This window comes from Streptomyces sp. PT12 (assembly GCF_003311645.1).
In the GTDB taxonomy this organism is placed as follows: domain Bacteria; phylum Actinomycetota; class Actinomycetes; order Streptomycetales; family Streptomycetaceae; genus Streptomyces.
Window position 1 is genome coordinate 139,970 of the sequence record NZ_QEST01000096.1, and the last position, 19,610, is coordinate 159,579.

Genomic DNA, 19,610 nt, shown 5'->3' on the forward strand with positions numbered 1-19,610 from the left:
CAACGCGCGGAGCAAGACGAACACGGGGACCGCGACGAACACGGAGACCACGGCCAACGTGAAGACGGCCGCGAACGCGGAGACCACGGCCAACGTGAAGACCGCGGCGGGCAACGGGTCCGCCGCGGACATCGAGACCGGAACGACCGTGCAGATCGAGGTGGCCGCCGGTCAGTGGCTGACGGTGTGCGGTCTGGCGGAGCTGACGCCGGGGCGTGGCGTGGCCGCGCTGCTGCCCGACGGCAGCCAGGCGGCGGTCTTCAGGGACCGCCATGGCCGCGTGCACGCGATCGGCAACCGCGATCCGTTCACCGGCGCCCAGGTCCTCTCCCGTGGCCTGATGGGCGGGGCGGGCAAAGGGGGTGCGCCGTTCGTCGCCTCCCCGCTGCTCAAGCAGCGCTTCGACCTCACCACGGGCGCCTGCCTGGACGACCCTGATCCGGCCCGCGCGGTCCCGGTCTACGCGACCCGGCGCCGCTGAACCCGTTACCCCTGAACCTGCCCCTCACCCGTCACCGCTGAGCCCCGCCACCGGGCGCCCGGCTACCGCGCCCGCGCCACCGGGCCCGGGCATGCGAGAGGGCCGGGCGCCGCGTTGGCGACTCCCGGCCCTCGATGGGGATTACGTGGGTCGATTACTTCCAGGCGAGGCGGCCGCCCGCGCAGCCCGAGCCGAAGACGGGGTTGTCCTCGATGACTCCCGCGAAGATGCCGCACGTGGCGAACTCCGCCGCGCCCGCACTCGGGTGGTGCGTGTCGTCGCCCTTGTAGGCCAGGGCGCCACCGGCGCCGCCGACGATGATCGCGGCGGCCATGGCGCTGGCCGTGAGCACGGAACGGATACGCATGTCTGCTCCTTTGGGGGGGTGACGTGGGTCCACGAGCCGGCGTGGATCCGCTGGCCCGCGCGCCATCGTGTGCATGGACGGGCAGCGTTCGCCGGGCACCGCGCCGGGAACGACGTCGAACAGCGGACACGCCCTGTCACCCACAGGTGTGGCCCCGGCTCAGCCCAGTGCGGCGAGGAGTTCGCGCTCCTTCGCGGCGCTCAATCCCGCACTGCGCGGGTGGTGCAACCCCTGGGTGCGCGCCCACTCCAGCGTGTCGGCCAGCAGCTCGGCGCGCGGCCTGTGGGTCAGGCCCGCCGCCCTGGCCGCCGCCCCCGTGCGGGCCGACCAGCCCTCCCAGCCGGGCTCGACCAGCCACATCGGCAGCGACTCGGGGCCCATGTAGGCGGCCACGCCCCGCTCCGCCAGCCAGGTCGGATCGGCCGTCACCACGGGGCCCGTGTGCCCGCCGATGGCGCGGGAGAGCGCTATCCAGTCTCCGAACGGCAGCATCGGACCGACCGCGTCGAACGTTCCCGTGGTCCCGGCCTCCGCCGCGTCCAGCAGCCACGCGGCCAGGTCGCGCACGTCCACGACCTGCGTGGGCAGGCGCGGGGTGTCGGGCACCAGCATCGGCTCGCGCGGGTCGCGGGCGGCGCGCGCGACCCAGTACCCGGACCTGCCGCTCGCGTCGCCAGGGCCGCCGATCAGGCCCGCGCGGGCGACGAGCAGCCGGTCGGCCGCAACCGCCTCGCAGGCCCGTTCACAGGCCACCTTGGCGGCCCCGTACTCCTCGTGCCCCGCCTCGCGCTCCCCCGTGGCCGCAAGCAGCGGAGTCGACTCGTCCACGTCGAGCAGGCCGTGTGACGCGTACGCGCTGACCGAGGACACATACGCCCAGTGCCCGGCGCGTTCGGCCAGGGCGGCGAGGGCGTCGGTGACCAACCCCGGCTGCCACGACACCTCCACCACGGCGTCCCAGTCCCGCGTGACCACTGGCGCGTACGCCGAGCGCTCACGCCGGTCCGCGGTCACCAGGCGCGCGCCGGGCGCGACCGGGCCGCTCTCGCCCCTGGCCAGACACGTCACCCCGTGGCCCCGCGCCAGCGCCTGCCGCGTCACCTCGCGGCCCAGCCACGCCGTGCCGCCGAGTATCAGAATCTCCATCCCCCCAGCCAAGCACCCGGCGCGGGTCCACGCCGTGCCCGATCCGGCGAGATCAGGAGAAAGGGGCCACAGTGGACGGGAGAGGAGAACGCATGGAACGTCCCATCACCGTCGGCGTCGACGGCTCGCCGGGGAGCCTGGCGGCCGCGGACTGGGCCGCCGTCGAGGCCACGCGCCGCGGGCTGCCGCTGCGCCTGGTCCACGCGTGGATCACCGAGCCCCTGTATGTACCGCCCGCGCCGGACGAGATGGCAGCCAGGGCGCTGCTCGACCGGGTGGCGCGCGACCTGGTCGAGCGGCACCCCGCCGGGCCCCCGCCCGACATCGCCACCGAGGTGATCACCGACGTGGCGACCAATGGCCTGATCCACGCCGCCGCGGGGGCCGAGATGCTGGTGCTCGGCACGCGGGGGCACGGGGCGTTCGTGGGGTTCCTGCTCGGCTCGGTCGGGCTTCCGGTCATTGCGCACGCCCGGCGCCCTGTGGTGCTGGTCCGCGCGAACGCCACCGAACGCGCCCCCGGGGAGGAGGGCGATGAGCCCGACGAGATCGTGGTGGGCATCAAGGACGCGGGCCCGGCGGCGCGGGCGCTCCTCGACTTCGCCTTCACGGCGGCTCTGGCGCGCGGCGCGGCCGTGCGCGCCGTGCGGGCGTGGGGCACGCCGTCGCTGTTCAGCGCGGAGGTGCCGGGCAGCCTCGAGGAGAACGCGGGCGCGGCCCGGGATCTGGAGACGGTGGAGGGCCGGGTGCTGACGGACGTGCTCGCGCCCTGGAGAGAGCGCTCTCCCAGGGTGCGGGTGATCGAGCACCCCGGCTATGGCAACGCCGCCGAGACGCTGCTTTCAGCCGCCGCGCCCCGGGGCGCGCTGGTCGTCGTGGGCCGGCGCGTGCACCGGCGCACGCTCGGAATGCGCATCGGTCCGGTCACCCATGCGGCGCTGCACCACGCGCGTTCCCCGGTGGCGGTCGTTCCGTACCACGGCGAGAACGACGATGACGAGTGAGCGGTGACGGCCGAGGGGGAACGACCGAAGGGGGACGACCGAGGGTGACGGCTGAGCCGCGGCCGAGCGGCGGTGACGGTGCCGGGGGTTCAGCTCGCCTCGCGGCGCTCCTCGTCGCTCCCCCTGGCGCCCGCCTCGGGGAGCGGCAGCAGCCGGTCGTCGCCGGGGGCGATGTCCACGGTGCCGCCCGCGAGGACCACCCGGGCGGGTGACTGTTCCCAGGCGGGGACGCCGATCCACAACTGCCCTGGTTTCATGCGGACATGGACGGCGGTCCCCCGGTGCCGCACCGAGAAGCCGAATTCCGACAGCTCGGGCACCGGCGCAGGGTCGAGCCACAGCGCGCCCTGCCGGGTCTGGATCCCGGCAAGACCGCGCTGCACGAGGTCGAGCGTGCCCGCCATGGCGCCCAGGTGGATGCCCTCCTCCGTGGTGCCGCCCTGGAGGTCGGCGACGTCGCTGGCCAGCGCCTCCTTGAGGAACGTCCACGCCTCCTCGTGCCGGACCCGGGCCAGGACGGAGGCGTGCACGACGCCGCTGAGCGTGGAGCCGTGGCTGGTCCTCGCGAGGTAGTAGCGGACGGTCCTTCGCCAGCGCGCCTCGTCCAGGTCGTAGCCCAACTGGCGGAAGAGCTGCGTCAGTTCGTCGGGGGAGAACAGATAGCCCAGCATGAGGACATCCGCCTGCTTGGACGCCTGGTAGCGGTTGACGGTGTCGCCCTCGGACTCCAGGATCCGGTCGAGGCGCCTGATGTTGCCGTAACGGCCGCGATAGCCTTCCCAGTCCAGCTCCTCCAGGTCGCCATAGCCGTCGAACTGGCTGATCACGCCCTGGTGGAACGGGATGCGCAGCCGCCGCGACACGTCCTCCCAGCGGTCCAGCTCCTCGGGGAACAGGGCGAGCCGCTCCAGGAGTTCGCGGCGGCGCGAGATCGGCAGCGTCCGCGTGAGGTCGATCGCGCGGGCCAGCACCCAGGCGGCGGTCGCGTTGGTGTAGGCGTTGTCGTCAAGGCCCGGCTTGGCGGCGCCAGGGTAGCCCTCGTGGTACTCGTCGGGGCCGACGACGCCCCGGATGCGGTAACGCTCGAGGTCTGCGTCCCACTGGGCGAACGCCGCCCAGAACCTTGCCACTTGGAGCAGCATCTCGGCGCCCTTGGTGTGGACGAACTCCGCGTCGTCCGTGGCCTCACCGTAGCGCCACACGTTGTAGGCGACGGCCGAGCCGACATGGTGCTGGAGGCGGGAGTTGTCGGGGAGCCAACGCCCCGAGCGCGGGTTGAGGTGGACCTCGGGGGTCTCCTCGCGGCCGTCGCTGCCGCTCTGCCACGGGTACATCGCCCCGGGGTACCCGGCGGCGGTCGCCGCGCGGCACGCCTCGGGCAGCCGCCGGTAGCGGTAGGTCATCAGCGCCTTGGACAACTCGGGGAAGTGCAGGTTGAGATAGGGCAGCACGAACAGCTCGTCCCAGAACACATGCCCCCGGTACGCCTCCCCGTGCAGCCCGCGCGCCGGGACGCCCACGTCCAACTCCGGTGTGTGGCGCGGCGAGAGCGTCTGGAGCACATGGAAGAGGTGCAACCGCAGGATTCGTCCGGTCTCCCCCGGCACCTCCAACTCCGCCTGTCTCCAGAGCACTTCCCATGCGGCGGCGTGTGCGTCGAGCAGCCCGGTGAAGTCCGGTGCGCGGTGGGCCCGTTGCACCGCCGCCTCCAGCGGGCCACTGATCGCGGGGTCGCGTGAGGTGTGCACCGCAACCACCTTCTCCACCGTGACGGTGCGGTCGGAAACCAGCGGCAGGGTCAGCAGGTGGGCGGCGCGGCACTCGACCAGGCGGGTGAGGACCGTTCCCTCGGCGCCCTGCGCGCCGCGGACCGCGCCGGTTTCGGCCTCGGTCTCGTAACGGTAGCGGGTGCGGGCCGCCATCACGACGCGCACGTCGGAGACGCGGGTGCGGCAGCGCAGCCACACGACGTCCGGCCCGTCGCTCCCGGTGTCCAGATCGGTGAGGTGGTCGCTCGCGAGGTCGCGGTAGCGGGCGACGCCCTCGTTGGTGATCTCGCCGTCGAGCGCCGACTCGACCTCGAGGGTGCCGGTCCAGTCCTCGGCGGTGAACGTCGTGCGCAGCGCGGCGAGATGAGGGTCCCCCATGTGGACGAGGCGGGCCTGCTCGATGCGGAGATGGCGCCCGTGTGCGTCGCGGAACCTGATCTCGCGGATGAGCACGCCGCGCGCCAGGTCGATCGCCTGGCGGTAACTCATCAGCTCCTCGGGGTCGGCGTCGGGGCTGAACCAGTCGCCGGGCGGGCCCTGTTCGGGGTGGATGCGGAAGCGAAGCGGAAGCCAGTTGGGGAGGTTGACCAGGTCTTCGTGGTCGAGGTCGCGACCCGACATGGTGGTGGTGAGGCGGTTGAACAGGCCCGCCACATAGGTGCCCGGGTAGTGCGATGGCCCCGCGGTGGTCTCGGGGGCGGCGCCGCGGGTGGCGAGGTAGCCGTTGCCGAGGGTGCACAGCGCCTCGCGCAGCCGTTCCGTGTGCGGGTCGTAGCCCTGGTACTCCCAGATGCCGTCCGCCATGTGTCCCTCGCCCATGGCTCACGCACCCCCGGAGGCCAGGTCGCCCGACGCGCCGCCCTCGTCGTTGTCGGTGAGGAACTGCGCCAGGTCGCGCACCACCACGTCGGCGCCGTGGTCGAGCAGGTCATCCTCGCTGGTCGGCCCGCCGACGCGGTCCACGCCGATCACCATCCGGAACCCCCCGGCGCGCCCGGCCTCGACGCCCGCGAGGGCGTCCTCGACCACGGCGGCCTCCCCGGCCCGGACGGACAGCCGTCTCGCCCCCTCGAGGAACAGCGCGGGGTCGGGCTTGCCCGGCAGGCCGAGCCGCGCCATGTCGTTGCCGTCGACCACGGTCTGGAGCAGCGAACGCACGCCGGCGCGCGCCAGCAGGTCGCGCGCGTGGCGCGAGGAGGAGACGGCCGCGCACCGCACGCCCACGTCGTGCAGCGCGAGCAGCAGGCGGACGGTGCCCGGCCAGACGTCCACGCCCCTCTCGCCCAGCCTCCGGACGAAGAAGTCCTCCTTGCGAGCCGCGACGGCGCACACGCTGTCGGTGCCGGGCGGGTCCTCGGGGTTGCCCACGGGGAGGTCGATGCCGCGCGCGGCGAGGAAGGCGGCGGCGCCGTCGAGGCGCGACTTGCCGTCCACATGGCGCCGGTAGTCCTCGCCCGCGTCGAACGGCGGGGCCACGCCGGGAACGGTGTCGAACGCCTCCTTCCAAGCGGCCGCGTGCACGCCCGCCGAGTCGGTGATCACACCGTCGGTGTCGAACACGACGGCGCGGCAGTTCCACAGCTCGGGCTCCGGCACAGTCACCATCTCTCCATAGGAACCCGGGGGCGCGCGCTCCGCTACCCGAGCCGGGCGCGCCAGCCGGTGACGCGCGCCGGGCGCAGGCGTACCCACATGGCATCGCGCTCCGGCGCCCAGGGACCGGCCGCCGCGCCCCCCTCTCCGAGCCGTTTCCCCAGCCGTTCGGCCACCCGCTCCGCCAGCCGTTCGCTCTCCCCGGGGTCGGTGATCCGGCGGGCCTGGCCGACCAGCAGCACGCTCCAGCCCGCGGTGGCGTCCTCGTCCAGGTGATCGACCTCGAACGCGGTCTGCTCGGCGTCGCCCGCGGCGGAGGCGCCCGTGCCCGGCGCGGCCCGGAAGACGACCGCGCCGCCCACCACGGCGTAGACCACGGGAACGATCGCGGGCCCCTCGGGCGTGGCGGCCGCAACCCGCCCGATGTGGTGGGCGGCGACGAGCCGGTGGCACTCGTCGGCGCGGAGCTCGGTCACGCGCGGGCGCGCGGCCTTCGCGCCGGGCGCGCGGAAGGGCTCCGCGCCCCTCAGCTCGGCGACCGTGGTGTCCAGCGCGCGGGCGAGCCGGGAGAGCGCGTTCCCACCGGGCGAGGAGAGCCGTTCCTCCAGATAGCGGAGGTACTGCGGTGCCATTCCGGCGCGCCCGGCGACGTCCTCGCGGCTGAGCCCCAGCTGCTCGCGCCGCAGCGCGATGCGCCGCCCGACGTCGCTGCCGCGCCCGCGCGCCCGTTCCGCCACCGCGTCACCTCCGAGGGATCACCCCTCCCAAGGATGGTGGCAGCGCCGGGGGACCGCTCGCCAGGCAGCTGGGCACGCAGGCCCACAGCCGGAACGGATACCCGAAACGCGGATGTCGCAGCGTCCCCAACTCCCGTGCGCGCGCCCCCAGGTAGTCGCCGCACAGCGCGCAGCTGAAGCCCATCAGCTGATAGGGCCCGAGCCGCTCCAACGAGGGGGGCCACTCCCCGGTCAGCACGGCCCGCCCCGTAACGATCTTCGAAACGATCCCCTCACAAAAGCGGTCATGTCCAGCACAACATAGGTCTACCCATCGACCGGTTTCCGCCACCGCGCTGCTTCACTCCGCGACCACTCTGTTACCGAGCGCCCCGGTCGACCCTGGGCGTTACGCTCCCCCGCATGTCGTTGCCCCTCCGCCCCACCACGGCCGCCGACCTTCCCCGGCTCATCGAGTGGGAGAGCGCTCTCCGGACAGCCGCCTTCCTCGGCGAGATCGGTGTCGCGTGGCACGAACGCGCTCTGGCCGACCCGCGTCAGGAGCACCTTGTGGCCGAACGGGACGGCGAGCCCGCCGCGTTCGCGGTTCTCGCGGGGCTGTGGCGGGCGGCGGACCAGGAGGATCGGCTGGATCCGGGGGACCGGGCGGGGCGCGTTCTCGAGATACGCCGCCTCGTGGTGGCGCCCGAGCGCCGGGGCGCGGGCGTGGGGCGCGCGCTGCTGCGCGCCGTGCGCGACCGCGCGTATCTCGCCCATCGCGCCGACCGGGTCTGGCTCGATGTGCGGCCGGGCAACGCGCGGGCGCGCCACCTCTATGCGTCGGAAGGGTTCGTGGTCACGTCGAGGGATGTGGGGGCGGATCTGTTGATCATGTTCCACCGGGGGGTGCGGCTGGTGCCGCTGGACGAGGCGTCGCTCGGGCGGCTGCTCGACGCGGCCGTCGAGGGAGCGGATCCGCTGGATGTGATGCCGCCGGTGGCGGGCGCGCCGGGGTGGACCCGTCAACGGCGGGCGGCATTTGTTGAGTTCCACCGGTCGAGAGGGCTGGCCGCCGAGCCGGTGGAGTCCACCTACGCGGTGATGGTCGGCGACGGAGAGGTGGTGGGCGCGGCACGCCTTGAGCCGGTCGCGGGCCAACCGCGGACGCTGGAGGCGGGGTTGTGGCTCGCCCGCGCCCACCGCGGTGTGGGGGTCGGCGGCGCGGCGCTGCGGGAGCTGGCCGCCCTGGCCCGCGAGGACGGCGCGACGGCGCTGGTCGCTGAGACGACCAGCGACAACGCGCCGATGCGCCGGATTCTCGCGGCGGGGCTCGGGGCGACGTTGACCCAGCGGGCCGATGGAGCGGTTGCCGCGCACCTGTCGCTCGGCGGCTCCGCCTGAGGGCCGCCTCAGCAGCGGCGGCGGGGCGGGGCGAGGTCCGGCGACCACGCCGCCGCCTGCGGCGTCCGCTTCCGGGCACGCACGCCGGGTGTGGGCCCTCCGGGAAACCGCTCTCCGCGACATCGCCGAGTCGAGGACCGCGGCCGGGTTCGTGTGCGGGCCTCCGGGAAACCGCTCTCCCCCGGCACGTCGAGCAGCCAGGAGAGCGCTCTCCCCCGCCCGCGTCACCAGCAGCGTTCACCGAACAGGCACAGGGCGCGGCACCGACCTGACGTCCCGTCGGACCCGCCCCGGCCGCCAAGCCCCATCCACACACGCACACGCCGGACGACCAGCCGCCCCGGAGAGCGCTCTCCCTCCAAGCAACCAAGTCCATCCACCGAACGAGCCCAGCTCCATACGCCAGTTGACGCCTCCCCAACCCACCGCCCCCACCGCCCCGGCCACCACCGCAACCACCACCTCACCGCCCCACCGCCGCCACCACCCGACCTCCACCCGCCGCCACCCCACCACCCCCACGCCGACCTCAGCCAGCGCGCCCGCTGGGCCGCCGCTGCCCCGGGCAGGCGCGGCACGGTCTGTTCGACACAGGCCATGCCCGGAGAGGGACTTTTGTCGCGCGTATTTACATCGTTGTAAGCGACGTGATGCCATGGGCACGCCAACCCACGTCGTCATGACAGAGGGAGCCGCTGATGCGCGTCCGATCCAGGATTCCACTGGTCACGGCAGTGTTCGCGCTGCTCGTCGGCCTGGTCCTGATACCGCAGGCCACCGCCGAGGACACGATGTCACCCACCGCCGCGGGAACGTTCCGCAATCCGCTCAACCCCGGACCCGACCCGTTCGCGACGTATGCGAACGGCGAGTACCACCTCACCACCACCCAGGGTGGCAGCATCAAGATGTGGAGCTCGCCCTCGCTGAGCACCCTGCTGGCCGCCGACCCCGTCACCGTGTGGACCGACTCCGACCCCTCGCGGAACCAGCACATCTGGGCCGCCGAGTTCTACCGCTTCGACGGCCGCTGGTACATGTACTACACGGCCGACGACGGCGTGGACGAGCACCACAGGCTCTATGTCCTGGAGTCGGAGGGCGACGACCCCACCGGGCCCTACCACTTCAAGGCCAAGCTCGCCCCGCCCAACCACCTGGACGACTTCGCCATCGACCCCGGGATCCTCCAGCACGGCGGGCGGCTCTACCTGGCCTACAGCGGCATCAACGAGTACCACCACAACGGCCTCAACATCGCGCCGATGTCGAACCCTTGGACCGTTTCGGGCGACGCCGTCGCGATCGACGGGGACGGCGGCTGCCCCGAGGTCCGCGAGGGCCCTGAGTTCCTGTACCGCAACGGCCGTACGTGGATGACGTATTCGACGTGCGACACCGGCAAGCCCGACTACCAGGTGTGGATGATGTCCCTGCCCGACGGCGCCGACCCGCTGGTGCCGGGCAACTGGATCCAGCACGACGGGCCCGTGTTCGCGCGCAACGACGCGGTGGGCGTCTACGGCCCCGGACACCACGCCTTCTTCCAGTCCCCCGACGGGACGGAGGACTGGATCATCTACCACGCCAAGACCACCACGGACCTCACCTACACCAACCGCACGACGCGCGCCCAGAAGATCGGCTGGAACGCCGACGGCAGCCCGGATCTCGGCACGCCGCTCGCGTTGGGCGCGACCCAGGACCTCCCGTCCGGCGACCCCGGCTCCGGCACCTACTGGATCAACGACGACGGCCGTTCGAGCGGCGACGGCGCCGTGGCCTACGAGGGCACGTGGAACTCCGGCTCCGGCTGCGCGGCCCAGTGCTTCTGGGGCGACGACCACTGGAGCGACCAGGCGGGGAACACCGCGACGTTCACGTTCACGGGCACCAGGATCGCGCTGCTCTCCGTGCAGGACACCGGCAACGGCATCGCCGCGATCAGCGTCGACGGCGGCCCCGAGCAACGCGTCGACTTCCACGGGCCCATCAGGACGGGCGAAACGCTCCAGTACCTCAGCCCACGCCTGCCGCACGGCGAGCACACGCTGCGGATCCGGGTCACGGGAGAGCGCAATCCCGACTCGGGGGCCGCGTTCGTGAGTGTGGACCGCGCCGAGGTCTACACCGACTGAAAGCTGCCACCGGACCGGGCGGCGACACGACGACGAGGTGGGCCCGGTCCGGTGGCTTTTTCCAGGTCACCCTGGATAGCGCTTTCCCTCCCAGCCTCCGATCTCGCTCGATGTCAACGGTGAGGATCTGGGCCAGATCGCGGTCGAGACGACCGGGACGTGGCAGACGTGGGCGGACCACGTCGAGCAGCTCGATCTGGAGGCGGGGGCGAACACCATCACGGTCTCCGCGGGCGAGGACGACGACCGCCATGTGAACTGGGACCATCTGCGGATCCAGCAGGAGGCGTGCGTCCCGGCCGAGCCCGACGACGGCTACCGCATGCTGTTCGACGGCACCCAGGAGAGCCTGGCCGCCTGGGAGATGGCCGCCCCCGGTGGCTTCATCTCGCAGGCCGACTGCACCATCCGGTCGGTGGGCGGCCTCGGACTCCTGTCCTATCCCGAGGAGTTCACGGACTACCGCCTGAAGCTGGACTGGAAGATGGGCGGGGACGACAACTCCGGTGTGCACATCGGGCTTCCCGACCCGCAGGGCGATCCCGTGGCGCGCAACCAGGCGTTCGAGGTGCAGATCGACGCCACGGACGTGCCCGAGCGCACCACGGGCGCGATCTACAGCTTCCAGGGCGCCGACATCGAGGCCCGCGATCAGGCCCTCAACCCGCCTGGCCAGTGGAACAGTTACGAGATCGTGGTCCAGGATCTGCGCGTCCAGGTGTATCTCAACGGCATGCTGATCAACGACTACGACACCGAGAACGCCAGTCCGGACCGCGACCTGAGCTCGGGCCGCGTCGGGTTGCAGAACCACCACACCGGCTCGAACGTGTGGTTCCGCGACATCCAGATCATGGATCTGTAGACGGCTCCATGACGCCTCGGTGAGGGGGAGGGCGGACGCGCACACGCCGTGTCCGCCCTCTCGGCGCTTCTCCGCGGTCTCCGCGGTCTACGCGGTCTACGCGGCCATGGCGGCCGGTTGGGCGGCGGCGGTGCGTTCGTGCCAGGCGTCGAGCAGCCGGTCGGCCGAGCCGCCGATGGGGCCGACGGCGTCCGACAGCGTGGCGGGGGCGGGAAGTTGGGCGGTGTCGATCGCGGCGAGCGCGTCGGCGGGGTCGTCGACCGTGGTGGAGCAGACGGACAACAGGTAGTCGGGGACGGTCAGTTCGGGGTCGACGCAGCCGACGAGCGGCGTGCCGACGGCGGCGACGAGGGGGAAGACGGTGCCGGGGATGCCGATGGCGGCCTCGGCCCGCGCCGACGCGGTCACGGAGGGCACGGTGCTGATCTCCCAGCGTTCCCACAGCGAACGGTCCTCGCGCGGGTGCAGGCCGACCAGGATCCGCTTGCCCGCCGCGGCGAGCCGTTCGGCCGACGCGAGCAGCAGCTCGGTGCCGGGCGCGGCGTCCCCGGTCCGGTCGGGGTGGGCGACGCTGGTGAGCACGAGCACCAGGCCGGGCTCGGGGCGGCGCGGGGGGAGGTCGTCGGTCTGGGGCGAGCCGACGGTGCGCACGGGGCGTCTGGTGCCGAAGCAGTCGGCGAACGCGCGTCCTTCCGCCGCCGAGGAGGCGGTGAACAGGCGGACGCGGCGGCGTAGTTCGCCGGCGCGTGGGGCCTGCGCCGGCCGCTGGTGGGCGAGCGCGGAGGCGTTGAGCGGCAGGCGGCGGAACCGGGCGGCGCAGTCCGCGGGCCAGTCTCCCGCGCCGGTGACCACGAGGAGGTCGGCCTCGGGGGCGTCGGCGGGGGTGGCGACCTGGACGGGGTCGCCAGGGGCGATGCCCTCGTAGTCGGGGACGAGTTGGGTGAGGTCCCAGCGGCGGCGTGCGGCCTCGTCGAGGAGGGGGGCGACATGGTAGGTGCCCCAGGGCTCGTTGGTGGCGATCAGCACACGGAGCGGCCGGGGGCGGCGCGCCCAGGCGGCCGGTCCGGTGGGACGGGGCCCGGCGGTTCCGCCCAGGAGCCCGCCCGGCGCGGAGCGGCGCGACACTTGCGCATCGATCATGTATCTCACCGTAGTGTCCGAGTTCTACCGTTGTGTAAACAGATCGTTCCGCCCAGAAGGCCGCCCCTGGGCCACCGGGGCCGCGTACCCTGGGATGTGCGCGCCGTCACGGCCTGTCGGCGCGGTGAGGATGTCGCGGGGTCGCGGGGGTGGGGTCCGGTGGGACAGGAGTGGGGGCCCTGGGGCCCCGACGACCGGGACGGCGCGGAGGCGCCGACCGAGGCGGGCGCGGCAAACGGCGCCCCCGACGCCCCGACCGAGGCGGGCGCGGCAATCGGCGTCGCGACAGGCGCCCCGACCGGCGCTCCTGGCGAGATGCCCACCGCGGTCGACCCTGGGGCCGCCCCCGAGCCGCCCTGGGGCTATCTCGACCAGTACCTCTGGTACACGTGCGACATCCTCAGCGATCACCTCGCGGGCGCGCTCGACCAGCGGCCCATGGTGGCGACCACGGCCCGACTCAGGCCGGGAGAGCGGCCGTTGGCGGTCGGCCCGGCGTTCTATCTCACCTGGCGCGCGGTGGGCGACGGGAGTTGGACGCACAGCGGCGTGGTGGCGTTCGGCCATCCGGCGCTGGTGGCGGGCACGTTGATCGGCTCGGCGATGGGGAACGCCGCGCGGCGCCGTGCCGCGCAGGCGGCGCTCCAGCCCCGCTGGGTGCCCGAGGCGTCGGGAGAGGTGGTGGTCAGCGATCTGGGGTTCCACTTCCTCAACCCCTTCGCGGCCGCGTACACCTGGGACTGGGGCACGCCGACCTCGGTGGAGCTGGTGGGTCCCGAGCGGCTCCAGTGCGGTTTCGTCAGCGGGAACGGCGGCCATGTCGCCGCCCAACTGCACACGCCCTGGGCATCGTTGATCTTTGTGCTGACGGCGCTGCACGCGTTTCCCGCGCATCCGCGGCTGCTGTCCTGCGCGTGGCTGCCGCCTGGCTTCGAGGCGCGGTGCGCGCGGCTGGGGTATCCCCTGCGCTTCCCCGACCGTCTCAGGCCCGCCTGACGACTCCCGCCTGAGTGGGGACAGTTAACGATACGTAGAGATCCGTTCACAGCCGTGGCGGCGACCGGGGGACAGTGGTGATCCCGGTCGGAGCCGGTCGCCCGAATGACTACGGTTGTCAACCGACGGGCGCCGTAAGGCGTTTGACGCGCGAGCAGTAGAGGAGTCTTGGACCGGATGACCGAGCGCGTGGAAGACCTGATCGAGCAGCTGGGCTCCTGGCGGGCGGGTGATGTCGCCGACCAGAGCCCGCGCGAGAGAGTCCTCGCCGAGCTCAGCACGCAGGGGCCGCATGTGGTCCCGGTGCTGATCAAGCGGCTCAGGGCGCTGGTCACCGCCTCAGCCCAGCATCGCGACCAGGTCAGCAGGGTCCCGGCGGCGGACGAGTCGGCGGACGAGAGCGCGGGCCTGAAGCAGGGGATCATCGAGGCGCTGCACCGGATCGGCGACCAGCAGGCGGGCCCGGTGCTCACGGCGTCGCTGGCCGACCCGGCGTGCCGGTGGGCGGCGGCGCGGGCGTTGAAGGACGTGCGCGACGACGACGCGGTGGGGCCGCTGCTCGACACGCTCGCCAGGGCGCAGCCCAGTGGCTCGCTGATCTGGGACATCGCGGACACCCTGCGCAGCTACCCGGTGCCGAGGGCGGTGATCGAGCGGCGGCTCCAGGCGGAGAAGTCGCAGCAGGGGCAGCAGAATCTGAACGGTCTGCTGGCGGTGCTGGCCCACGAGGGCGACGCCGCGGTGGCCGACGGGCTGCACGCCGCGCTCTCGCCGCACACGGATGTGCGGCTGAAGTCCGTGGAGGAGCTGGCGGGTTCGGGCAGGGGCGGGGAGGAGGGTGAGACACGTGAGGCATTGACGCTGCTGGCCCTCGACAAGGCGCCACCGGTGAGCCTGCGGGCGGTGCAGGCGCTGGGCGAGCCGACGCCCCAGGAGCTGGTGCGCGAGGCGATCGGCCTTGCCGCGCGGGCGGAGCGGCCCGCGCGTGACCTTCAACTCATCAGCCGGGCCCGGCACTTCGTGCGCAGCCACCCGTCGGGCATCCCCGCGGTGCTCGCGGCGCTCGAGGGCGCGCCCGAGCTTCCCGCGGCCGAGGTGCACATCGTTCTCGAGCTCCTGTCGCCGCTCAACGCGGACCTGACGCCCGAGCACCCGATACGGCTGCTGCGCGCGCTGCACGGCCTGGCGGCGCGCCCCGACTACGAGATCAGGCACCGTTCGCTCGCCGTGCTGCGCGGCGGTGACCTGCTGTTTACGCTCATGGCCCAGGACGCGCCGGTCAGCGCGGAGGCGCGCACGATCTTCGACTCCTTCGCGGAGCCGAGCGACATCGCCCGCTTCGAGCGGTTCACGCACGCGCGGCCCAAGCAGCCGGGCATGGGCCCGACATGGCAGCAGCGCCTCAACCTCTTCCGGCGCCGCTGACCCCACCACCCGGCCGAGGACCCACGCCCGCACCCGGTCCTCGGCCACCCGCGGGGGCGGCGGCCGTGGGCCGCAGGGCGCGGCTGCCGCGCCACGCGCCGGTGAACAGCAGCGCCACACAGGCGCCCGTGGCCGTCAACACCGTGACGCTGAACGCCGGTTCGCGATCGAGGTAGAAGCCGGAGAACGCCACGAGCAGCAGCAGGACGCCCCCGGCCGTGACCCAGGGGCCCGCGACGCGGTGCATGGTGCGCCATGCCTCGTCACTCTCCAGGGCGCGCACGGTCCGTATGCCGAGGAAGGCGTTCCTGCTCAACTTGCCGCGCTGCGGCAGGAGTCCGAGCGCCAGCAGGAGCACTCCGGCCACGGTGAGGGCGAGTGCCGTGGTGATGGCCGTGCCGGTGGTAACCGCGTCGGTCATGCGGTCAGCGTACTTGTCTGACCTGCCGTTCCCCCGGCTGCTCCACAGTCGCCACACAACCGGCCCAGCTCGCCTACCTGATCCCCTTGGCGGTGCGCAGCACGGGAACGCCGGAGTGCTCCAGCGTGTCAAGCAGCTCCCGGTTGTCGGTGGTCCGGATCTCGGTCCATTCCCCGGCCCTGTTCATGATGTCGACGCCAGGGAATCCCCAGAAGCCCTTCCCCGGCAGCTCCTCGGCCAGGGCGATGTCCGCGAACGGGATGGCGGCGGCCGTCCCTCCCGGGGTGGCTGTCCTGAGCCAGCCGCCGTGGTAGGTCACCACGCCGGTGTCCTTGCCGAGCTGCCCCGGCACCGTGTGGGCCGCGCCGCGGTGGGCGGGCATGGCGTCGAGGACCCGTTCCACCCGGCGTCGCCTCGCGGCACGGGCGAGCGACTGCGGGAGGATGATGGGCAGGCCGACGAGGGCCAGCCAGCATCCGAGGCCCGCGGCCGGTGGGATCCAGAACGGCTGGCCCGCCCGCGCCATGCCGGTCCCGCCCACCAGGCCGAGACCGAGGAAGACCGCGAGGGAGACGCCGATCGCGAGGCCGGGGCGCGGCCTGCGGTAGGGCAGGGGGTGGTGCGCGATCGCTCCGATGCCGACCTCGTGGACATGCCGCAACGTGTGCCGCCGCCGCAGGTCGGGCGGGAACTCGTGGCGTGGTGTGTACGGGTTGATCAGTCTCTTGCGCGCCATCTGCCTCTGCTCGCCTCTTCCGTCGAAAGCCGCCACCGTCGAAAGCCGCCACCGTCGGAAGCCGCTATCGGACCAGCGCCTTCGCCTGGGTGTCCGGTGGGGCGGCGTCGCTCGCCAGTGTGGACTTCCCCGCGATGAGGGCGATCAGCATGGCCAGCATCTCGTCCTGTTCGGGATCCATGCACACGCCCGTGACCAGCAGCCCGTACTCGGCGCCCGGCGCGAAGGACAGCGCTGCGGCCATGCCCCCCTTCGGCGCCTCGGTGGCCCCCTCGGGCAGCGGGGCCCCCGGCGGGGTCAGGGTCGTGCGGCCGATGACGCCGAGACCGAGCCCCATCTCCGTCCCATAGCTCTCGACATGGGTGACATAGCCGATGTCCGACCGCGGGATCATCCGCGTGAGCAGTGCCGTGGTGTCGATGTCGGGGTTGACCCTCGGCAGCCGCATCGTGGTCACCATGATCTGCCATAGCGCCGCCGCCCTGCCGTCGTCCGGTGGCACACAGATGATGCCATGAGTGAGGAACCCGTTGGACCACAGCGCGTCGCGCCAGAGCATCAGCCCGTCAAGGATCTCCCGGTGCCCCTCCGGGGGCATGTGGGGGAAGGCGCGCGGCATCAGGTCCTCGTAGCGGCGGCGAGCCGCCTCCGCGTCGGGGCCCTCGCTGAGGAAGTCGAACCAGTCGTTCGGCAGGTAGAGCAACGCGGGCGGCCCCCCGCCGAACATGGCCTCCTCGGGTGCCGAGCCCTCGGTTGCCGAGCCCTCGGGTGCCGACTTCTCGGCCCGCGCCGACTCCTCGGGCCGTGCCGCCCCCTCCCGCGCCGCCCTCTCGGGCCCTTCCGTCCCGCCGTCCGCTGTCTCCATGGTGTGTCCCTCTCCTCGGCCCGTGGTCGATTCCGGGCGACGGTCAATTCCTTGCGACGGTCAATTCCGGGCCACAGGTGAGGAGTTCGTCCGCCAGCCCGAGGTCCAGAAGGCGCCGCTGTACATGTCCCGCACGGTCCCGGCGTTGCCGAAGCCGTCCATGAAGCGCAGGCCCGCCGTATTGGCGTTGGTGACCCACGTCAGGCCCATGACGCCGGGCAGCGCGCTGGCGCTCGTGCCGTTGCGCATGGCCCAGCCGAACACCCCCGGCACGTTGCCGAGCGTCTGGGTGGCCCGCATGCCGTGGAGCACGTTCATGCCGATGAACGAACCGGCGCCGAAGGCGAAGCTGGCCGCCGAGAGCAGGAACGCGGGATCGGCCAGGGCGGCCGTGAAGCTGCCCGTCTCCCCCACCGCCGAGAGGTAGTTGGCGGCCATCGAGATCCCGGCCAGCACGAGCGAGACGCCCCCGAGGAACTGGAGCCCGGGTATGAACGCCAGCAGCCCCGTGATCGAGCTGAGCAGTCCCGTGAGCGCGCCGATCTTGGACAGGATCGGGGCCAGCTCGGTCATCAGGTCGATGAACGCCGCGCCCAACTCGTCGAGCAGATCGGTCAGTCCCTCGACGAGGTCGCCGAGCGCGTCGCCGATGCGGTCCCACAGGCCGGGCTCGTTGGGCGCGATGTCGATGGCGTTCTGGAGGCGGCCCGCGATGGTGCGGCCCTCGGCGTCGTAGTCCTGCCGCAACCGCTCGCCGCGGTCCCTGAATTCGGAGAGCGCGGCCTCGGCGACGCGGTAGGCGGTCTCCTGGCGCTCGCGCTCCTCGGCGTTGCGCTCCTGCTCGCCGCGCTCCTCCTCCGTCTCGGGCTCGGGCTCGAACGGGCCGGGCTCGGGCGGCAGTCCGTCGATGCTCGTCCTAGCGGCCTCCAGGTCGGCCAGCGCAGCCGCCGCGTCCACCTCGAGCACATCGGCCCGCCGCTGGAAGTCGCCCATCGTCACCAGCCAGTCGCCGATGGCCCGGTGGGCCTCGCCAAACGACTGGAGCGCGTCCTGCACCTTCGGCTGGAAGTCGTCGCGCAGCATCCGCCTGAACTCCCGCGCCGTGCGCCCGCGCCACTCGCCCGCGTCGGCGCCGCTGAGCACGGCGTTGACCTCTTCGAGCACTTCGGCCGTGGTGCCGAACGCCGTGCCGACGGTGTCGATCGACTCCTGGTCGCCCGGGCACGGGACGAAGCCGAGCGCGGGGAAGTCGTTGATGTGCGGCTTGCGTGGAAAGGACATCGTTCCCCCCTCAGGAGCCCTCGTTGGCGGCCTGGAGCTCCTCGGCCAGACTCAGGTCGAGCTCGTCGAACTGCCGCTCCACCTGGGTCAGGATCTCCGCGGCGCTCCGCGCGAACTCCCCGATCCGCCCGATGCCGTAGCTCCACTCGTCGCCGAACTCCCCCAGCCGGTCGGAGAGCGCCGCGACGCCCGCCTCCCCGGTGCCGACGTCGCTGATCGCCTCGGCGGGATCGTTGAGGATGTCGGTGATGCGCGTCAGATTGCCGCGCACCTCGGCGAGCATCTCGCCGTCTATGTACAGATCGCTGCTCACTGCTCCCCCGCGGTCGGCCACTTGGTCACTTCTTTACTCACGACCCATGACGCGCGGCGGGGCCCGGCGGTTCTCGCGGATCCGGCGGCCGTCCGCGCCGGAGGGCGGCGACGGAGGGCTGGTCGACGCCCGGGGCCGACAGCCCTCCCGTGCTACTTCAGTCCCCCTTGCAGGATGGCGTTGACGAACTGCCGCTGGAACACCAGGTAGATGAGCAGGGAGGGGATCATGACGATCAGGGCCGCGGCGCACAACAGGACGATGTCGGTTCCGTACTGGCTCTGGAAGGTCCCGAGTGCCCCGGCCATGGTGCGATCGTGGGGATCGCTGACGAGCACCAGGGCGAGCAGGAACTGGTTCCACGTCCAGAGGAAGTACAGGATGCCCAGGACGGACAGGCCGGATCGCACGAGGGGCAGGTGAACGTGACGGAATACCTGCCACTGGGAGGCGCCGTCGAGCTGGGCGGCCTGCTGGAGTTCGGGGGGAAGGCTCCTGAACTGGTTTGTCATCCAGAACACGCCGAAGGACATGAACAGCCCGACCAGAGGCAGGATGATCGCCCAGCGGCTCTCGAAGGTCCCCAGCGAGCGCGCTTGGTAGTACAGCGGGGTGATCAGGGCCTCCAGTGGCAGGGCGAGTCCGGCCAGGAAGCCGACGTAGAGCACTCTCCGTCCCGGAACGCGCAGGAACGCGAAGGCGTATCCCGCGGAGGTGGCCAGCACCAGCGAGACCGGTACGACCGCGAGCACGATCAGGCTGCTGGACAGCAGTAGCGGAAGCAGGTCCGCTTCGCGCCAGGCCAGACGGAAATTGCCCCACTGGGGATCGCCTGGCCATGCGATGCCGCGCGGCGCGGAGCCTTCGGGCGCGAGTGCGGTGGTCAGCATGCTGAGCAGCGGCAACAGGGTGTAGACGATGAGTGCCAGCAGCAGCGCGTACTGGAGCATGCG

At 72.5% G+C, this 19,610-nt stretch carries 19 protein-coding genes; 7 read left to right on the plus strand and 12 right to left on the minus strand.

Translation table 11 applies throughout. The features are described 5' to 3' along the window. The first annotated feature begins 130 nt into the window (after window positions 1-130). Complete coding sequence (locus DEH69_RS11650) at window positions 131-481, plus strand: nitrite reductase (NAD(P)H) small subunit (protein WP_258534614.1); 351 nt, start codon at window positions 131-133, stop codon at window positions 479-481. Between the two features lie 154 nt (window positions 482-635). Here the strand turns inward: DEH69_RS11650 and DEH69_RS11655 are convergent, their stop codons facing one another. Together DEH69_RS11655 and DEH69_RS11660 are read right to left on the minus strand one after the other, a co-directional pair. Then, on the minus strand, window positions 636-848 hold the full coding sequence (locus DEH69_RS11655) for a hypothetical protein (RefSeq protein WP_113686854.1): 213 nt from the start codon (window positions 846-848) through the stop codon (window positions 636-638). Between the two features lie 159 nt (window positions 849-1,007). Then, a complete protein-coding gene (locus tag DEH69_RS11660) occupies window positions 1,008-1,994 on the minus strand; it encodes an NAD-dependent epimerase/dehydratase family protein (protein ID WP_113686855.1) in 987 nt (328 codons plus the stop codon). Window positions 1,995-2,086: 92 nt separating this feature from the next. Between DEH69_RS11660 and DEH69_RS11665 the strand changes: the two genes are divergently transcribed. After that, window positions 2,087-2,998 carry a universal stress protein gene (locus tag DEH69_RS11665; RefSeq protein WP_113686856.1) on the plus strand — a complete coding sequence of 304 codons (912 nt, stop codon included), beginning with the start codon at window positions 2,087-2,089 and terminating at the stop codon, window positions 2,996-2,998. Window positions 2,999-3,087: 89 nt separating this feature from the next. On the opposite strand, the gene DEH69_RS11670 is transcribed toward DEH69_RS11665, so the two are convergent. Genes DEH69_RS11670 through DEH69_RS11680 form a run of 3 tightly spaced genes read right to left on the minus strand, consistent with a single transcriptional unit; the run spans window position 3,088 to window position 7,097 of the window. Continuing rightward, window positions 3,088-5,571 carry a glycoside hydrolase family 65 protein gene (locus tag DEH69_RS11670; RefSeq protein ID WP_113686924.1) on the minus strand — a complete coding sequence of 828 codons (2,484 nt, stop codon included), beginning with the start codon at window positions 5,569-5,571 and terminating at the stop codon, window positions 3,088-3,090. Between the two features lie 18 nt (window positions 5,572-5,589). Beyond that, a complete protein-coding gene (locus DEH69_RS11675) occupies window positions 5,590-6,372 on the minus strand; it encodes an HAD family phosphatase (RefSeq protein WP_113686857.1) in 783 nt (260 codons plus the stop codon). 32 nt (window positions 6,373-6,404) lie between these two features. Continuing rightward, the gene (locus tag DEH69_RS11680; RefSeq protein WP_113686858.1) at window positions 6,405-7,097 is read right to left on the minus strand and encodes a pyridoxamine 5'-phosphate oxidase family protein; all 693 of its coding nucleotides are present in this window, start codon (window positions 7,095-7,097) and stop codon (window positions 6,405-6,407) included. 402 nt (window positions 7,098-7,499) lie between these two features. On the opposite strand from DEH69_RS11680, the gene DEH69_RS11685 reads away from it, so the two are divergent. From DEH69_RS11685 to DEH69_RS11695, 3 genes are all read left to right on the plus strand, one after another. Continuing rightward, on the plus strand, window positions 7,500-8,477 hold the full coding sequence (locus DEH69_RS11685) for a GNAT family N-acetyltransferase (protein ID WP_113686859.1): 978 nt from the start codon (window positions 7,500-7,502) through the stop codon (window positions 8,475-8,477). Between the two features lie 698 nt (window positions 8,478-9,175). Beyond that, window positions 9,176-10,615: a family 43 glycosylhydrolase gene (locus DEH69_RS11690; protein ID WP_113686860.1), complete on the plus strand. Its 1,440-nt coding sequence runs from the start codon at window positions 9,176-9,178 to the stop codon at window positions 10,613-10,615. Window positions 10,616-10,868: 253 nt separating this feature from the next. Further along, the gene (locus DEH69_RS11695) at window positions 10,869-11,480 is read left to right on the plus strand and encodes a DUF1080 domain-containing protein (protein ID WP_220131229.1); all 612 of its coding nucleotides are present in this window, start codon (window positions 10,869-10,871) and stop codon (window positions 11,478-11,480) included. A 96-nt stretch (window positions 11,481-11,576) separates the two neighbouring features. Here the strand turns inward: DEH69_RS11695 and DEH69_RS11700 are convergent, their stop codons facing one another. Next, window positions 11,577-12,620 carry a hypothetical protein gene (locus tag DEH69_RS11700; RefSeq protein WP_220131230.1) on the minus strand — a complete coding sequence of 348 codons (1,044 nt, stop codon included), beginning with the start codon at window positions 12,618-12,620 and terminating at the stop codon, window positions 11,577-11,579. Window positions 12,621-12,779: 159 nt separating this feature from the next. Between DEH69_RS11700 and DEH69_RS11705 the strand changes: the two genes are divergently transcribed. Continuing rightward, the gene (locus DEH69_RS11705; protein ID WP_113686863.1) at window positions 12,780-13,616 is read left to right on the plus strand and encodes a hypothetical protein; all 837 of its coding nucleotides are present in this window, start codon (window positions 12,780-12,782) and stop codon (window positions 13,614-13,616) included. A gap of 177 nt (window positions 13,617-13,793) precedes the next feature. After that, window positions 13,794-15,041, plus strand: a complete 1,248-nt coding sequence (locus DEH69_RS11710) for a HEAT repeat domain-containing protein (protein ID WP_113686864.1) — start codon at window positions 13,794-13,796, stop codon at window positions 15,039-15,041. Here DEH69_RS11710 and DEH69_RS11715 read toward each other — a convergent pair. From DEH69_RS11715 to DEH69_RS11740, 6 genes are all read right to left on the minus strand, one after another. After that, on the minus strand, window positions 15,019-15,462 hold the full coding sequence (locus tag DEH69_RS11715; RefSeq protein ID WP_113686865.1) for an SdpI family protein: 444 nt from the start codon (window positions 15,460-15,462) through the stop codon (window positions 15,019-15,021). The genes DEH69_RS11710 and DEH69_RS11715 overlap by 23 nt on opposite strands. 73 nt (window positions 15,463-15,535) lie before the next feature. Then, window positions 15,536-16,198: a hypothetical protein gene (locus DEH69_RS11720; RefSeq protein WP_113686866.1), complete on the minus strand. Its 663-nt coding sequence runs from the start codon at window positions 16,196-16,198 to the stop codon at window positions 15,536-15,538. 64 nt (window positions 16,199-16,262) lie between these two features. After that, window positions 16,263-17,063: a hypothetical protein gene (locus DEH69_RS11725; RefSeq protein WP_113686867.1), complete on the minus strand. Its 801-nt coding sequence runs from the start codon at window positions 17,061-17,063 to the stop codon at window positions 16,263-16,265. A 60-nt stretch (window positions 17,064-17,123) separates the two neighbouring features. Further along, on the minus strand, window positions 17,124-18,344 hold the full coding sequence (locus DEH69_RS11730) for a hypothetical protein (protein ID WP_113686868.1): 1,221 nt from the start codon (window positions 18,342-18,344) through the stop codon (window positions 17,124-17,126). A gap of 10 nt (window positions 18,345-18,354) precedes the next feature. After that, window positions 18,355-18,657 carry a hypothetical protein gene (locus DEH69_RS11735; protein ID WP_258534603.1) on the minus strand — a complete coding sequence of 101 codons (303 nt, stop codon included), beginning with the start codon at window positions 18,655-18,657 and terminating at the stop codon, window positions 18,355-18,357. A gap of 152 nt (window positions 18,658-18,809) precedes the next feature. Further along, a complete protein-coding gene (locus tag DEH69_RS11740) occupies window positions 18,810-19,607 on the minus strand; it encodes a carbohydrate ABC transporter permease (protein ID WP_113686926.1) in 798 nt (265 codons plus the stop codon). Window positions 19,608-19,610 lie beyond the last annotated feature (3 nt).

Bases quoted from the DNA above. Each gene is read 5' to 3' on its own strand.
- DEH69_RS11710 (WP_113686864.1), top strand. From the start codon at position 13,794: ATGACCGAGCGCGTGGAAGACCTGATCGAGCAGCTGGGCTCCTGGCGG.
- DEH69_RS11725 (WP_113686867.1), bottom strand. From the start codon at position 17,063: ATGGAGACAGCGGACGGCGGGACGGAAGGGCCCGAGAGGGCGGCGCGG.
- DEH69_RS11660 (WP_113686855.1), bottom strand. From the start codon at position 1,994: ATGGAGATTCTGATACTCGGCGGCACGGCGTGGCTGGGCCGCGAGGTG.
- DEH69_RS11665 (WP_113686856.1), top strand. From the start codon at position 2,087: ATGGAACGTCCCATCACCGTCGGCGTCGACGGCTCGCCGGGGAGCCTG.
- DEH69_RS11730 (WP_113686868.1), bottom strand. From the start codon at position 18,344: ATGTCCTTTCCACGCAAGCCGCACATCAACGACTTCCCCGCGCTCGGC.
- DEH69_RS11690 (WP_113686860.1), top strand. From the start codon at position 9,176: ATGCGCGTCCGATCCAGGATTCCACTGGTCACGGCAGTGTTCGCGCTG.
- DEH69_RS11655 (WP_113686854.1), bottom strand. From the start codon at position 848: ATGCGTATCCGTTCCGTGCTCACGGCCAGCGCCATGGCCGCCGCGATC.
- DEH69_RS11720 (WP_113686866.1), bottom strand. From the start codon at position 16,198: ATGGCGCGCAAGAGACTGATCAACCCGTACACACCACGCCACGAGTTC.
- DEH69_RS11675 (WP_113686857.1), bottom strand. From the start codon at position 6,372: ATGGTGACTGTGCCGGAGCCCGAGCTGTGGAACTGCCGCGCCGTCGTG.
- DEH69_RS11740 (WP_113686926.1), bottom strand. From the start codon at position 19,607: ATGCTCCAGTACGCGCTGCTGCTGGCACTCATCGTCTACACCCTGTTG.
- DEH69_RS11715 (WP_113686865.1), bottom strand. From the start codon at position 15,462: ATGACCGACGCGGTTACCACCGGCACGGCCATCACCACGGCACTCGCC.
- DEH69_RS11685 (WP_113686859.1), top strand. From the start codon at position 7,500: ATGTCGTTGCCCCTCCGCCCCACCACGGCCGCCGACCTTCCCCGGCTC.
- DEH69_RS11700 (WP_220131230.1), bottom strand. From the start codon at position 12,620: ATGATCGATGCGCAAGTGTCGCGCCGCTCCGCGCCGGGCGGGCTCCTG.
- DEH69_RS11670 (WP_113686924.1), bottom strand. From the start codon at position 5,571: ATGGCGGACGGCATCTGGGAGTACCAGGGCTACGACCCGCACACGGAA.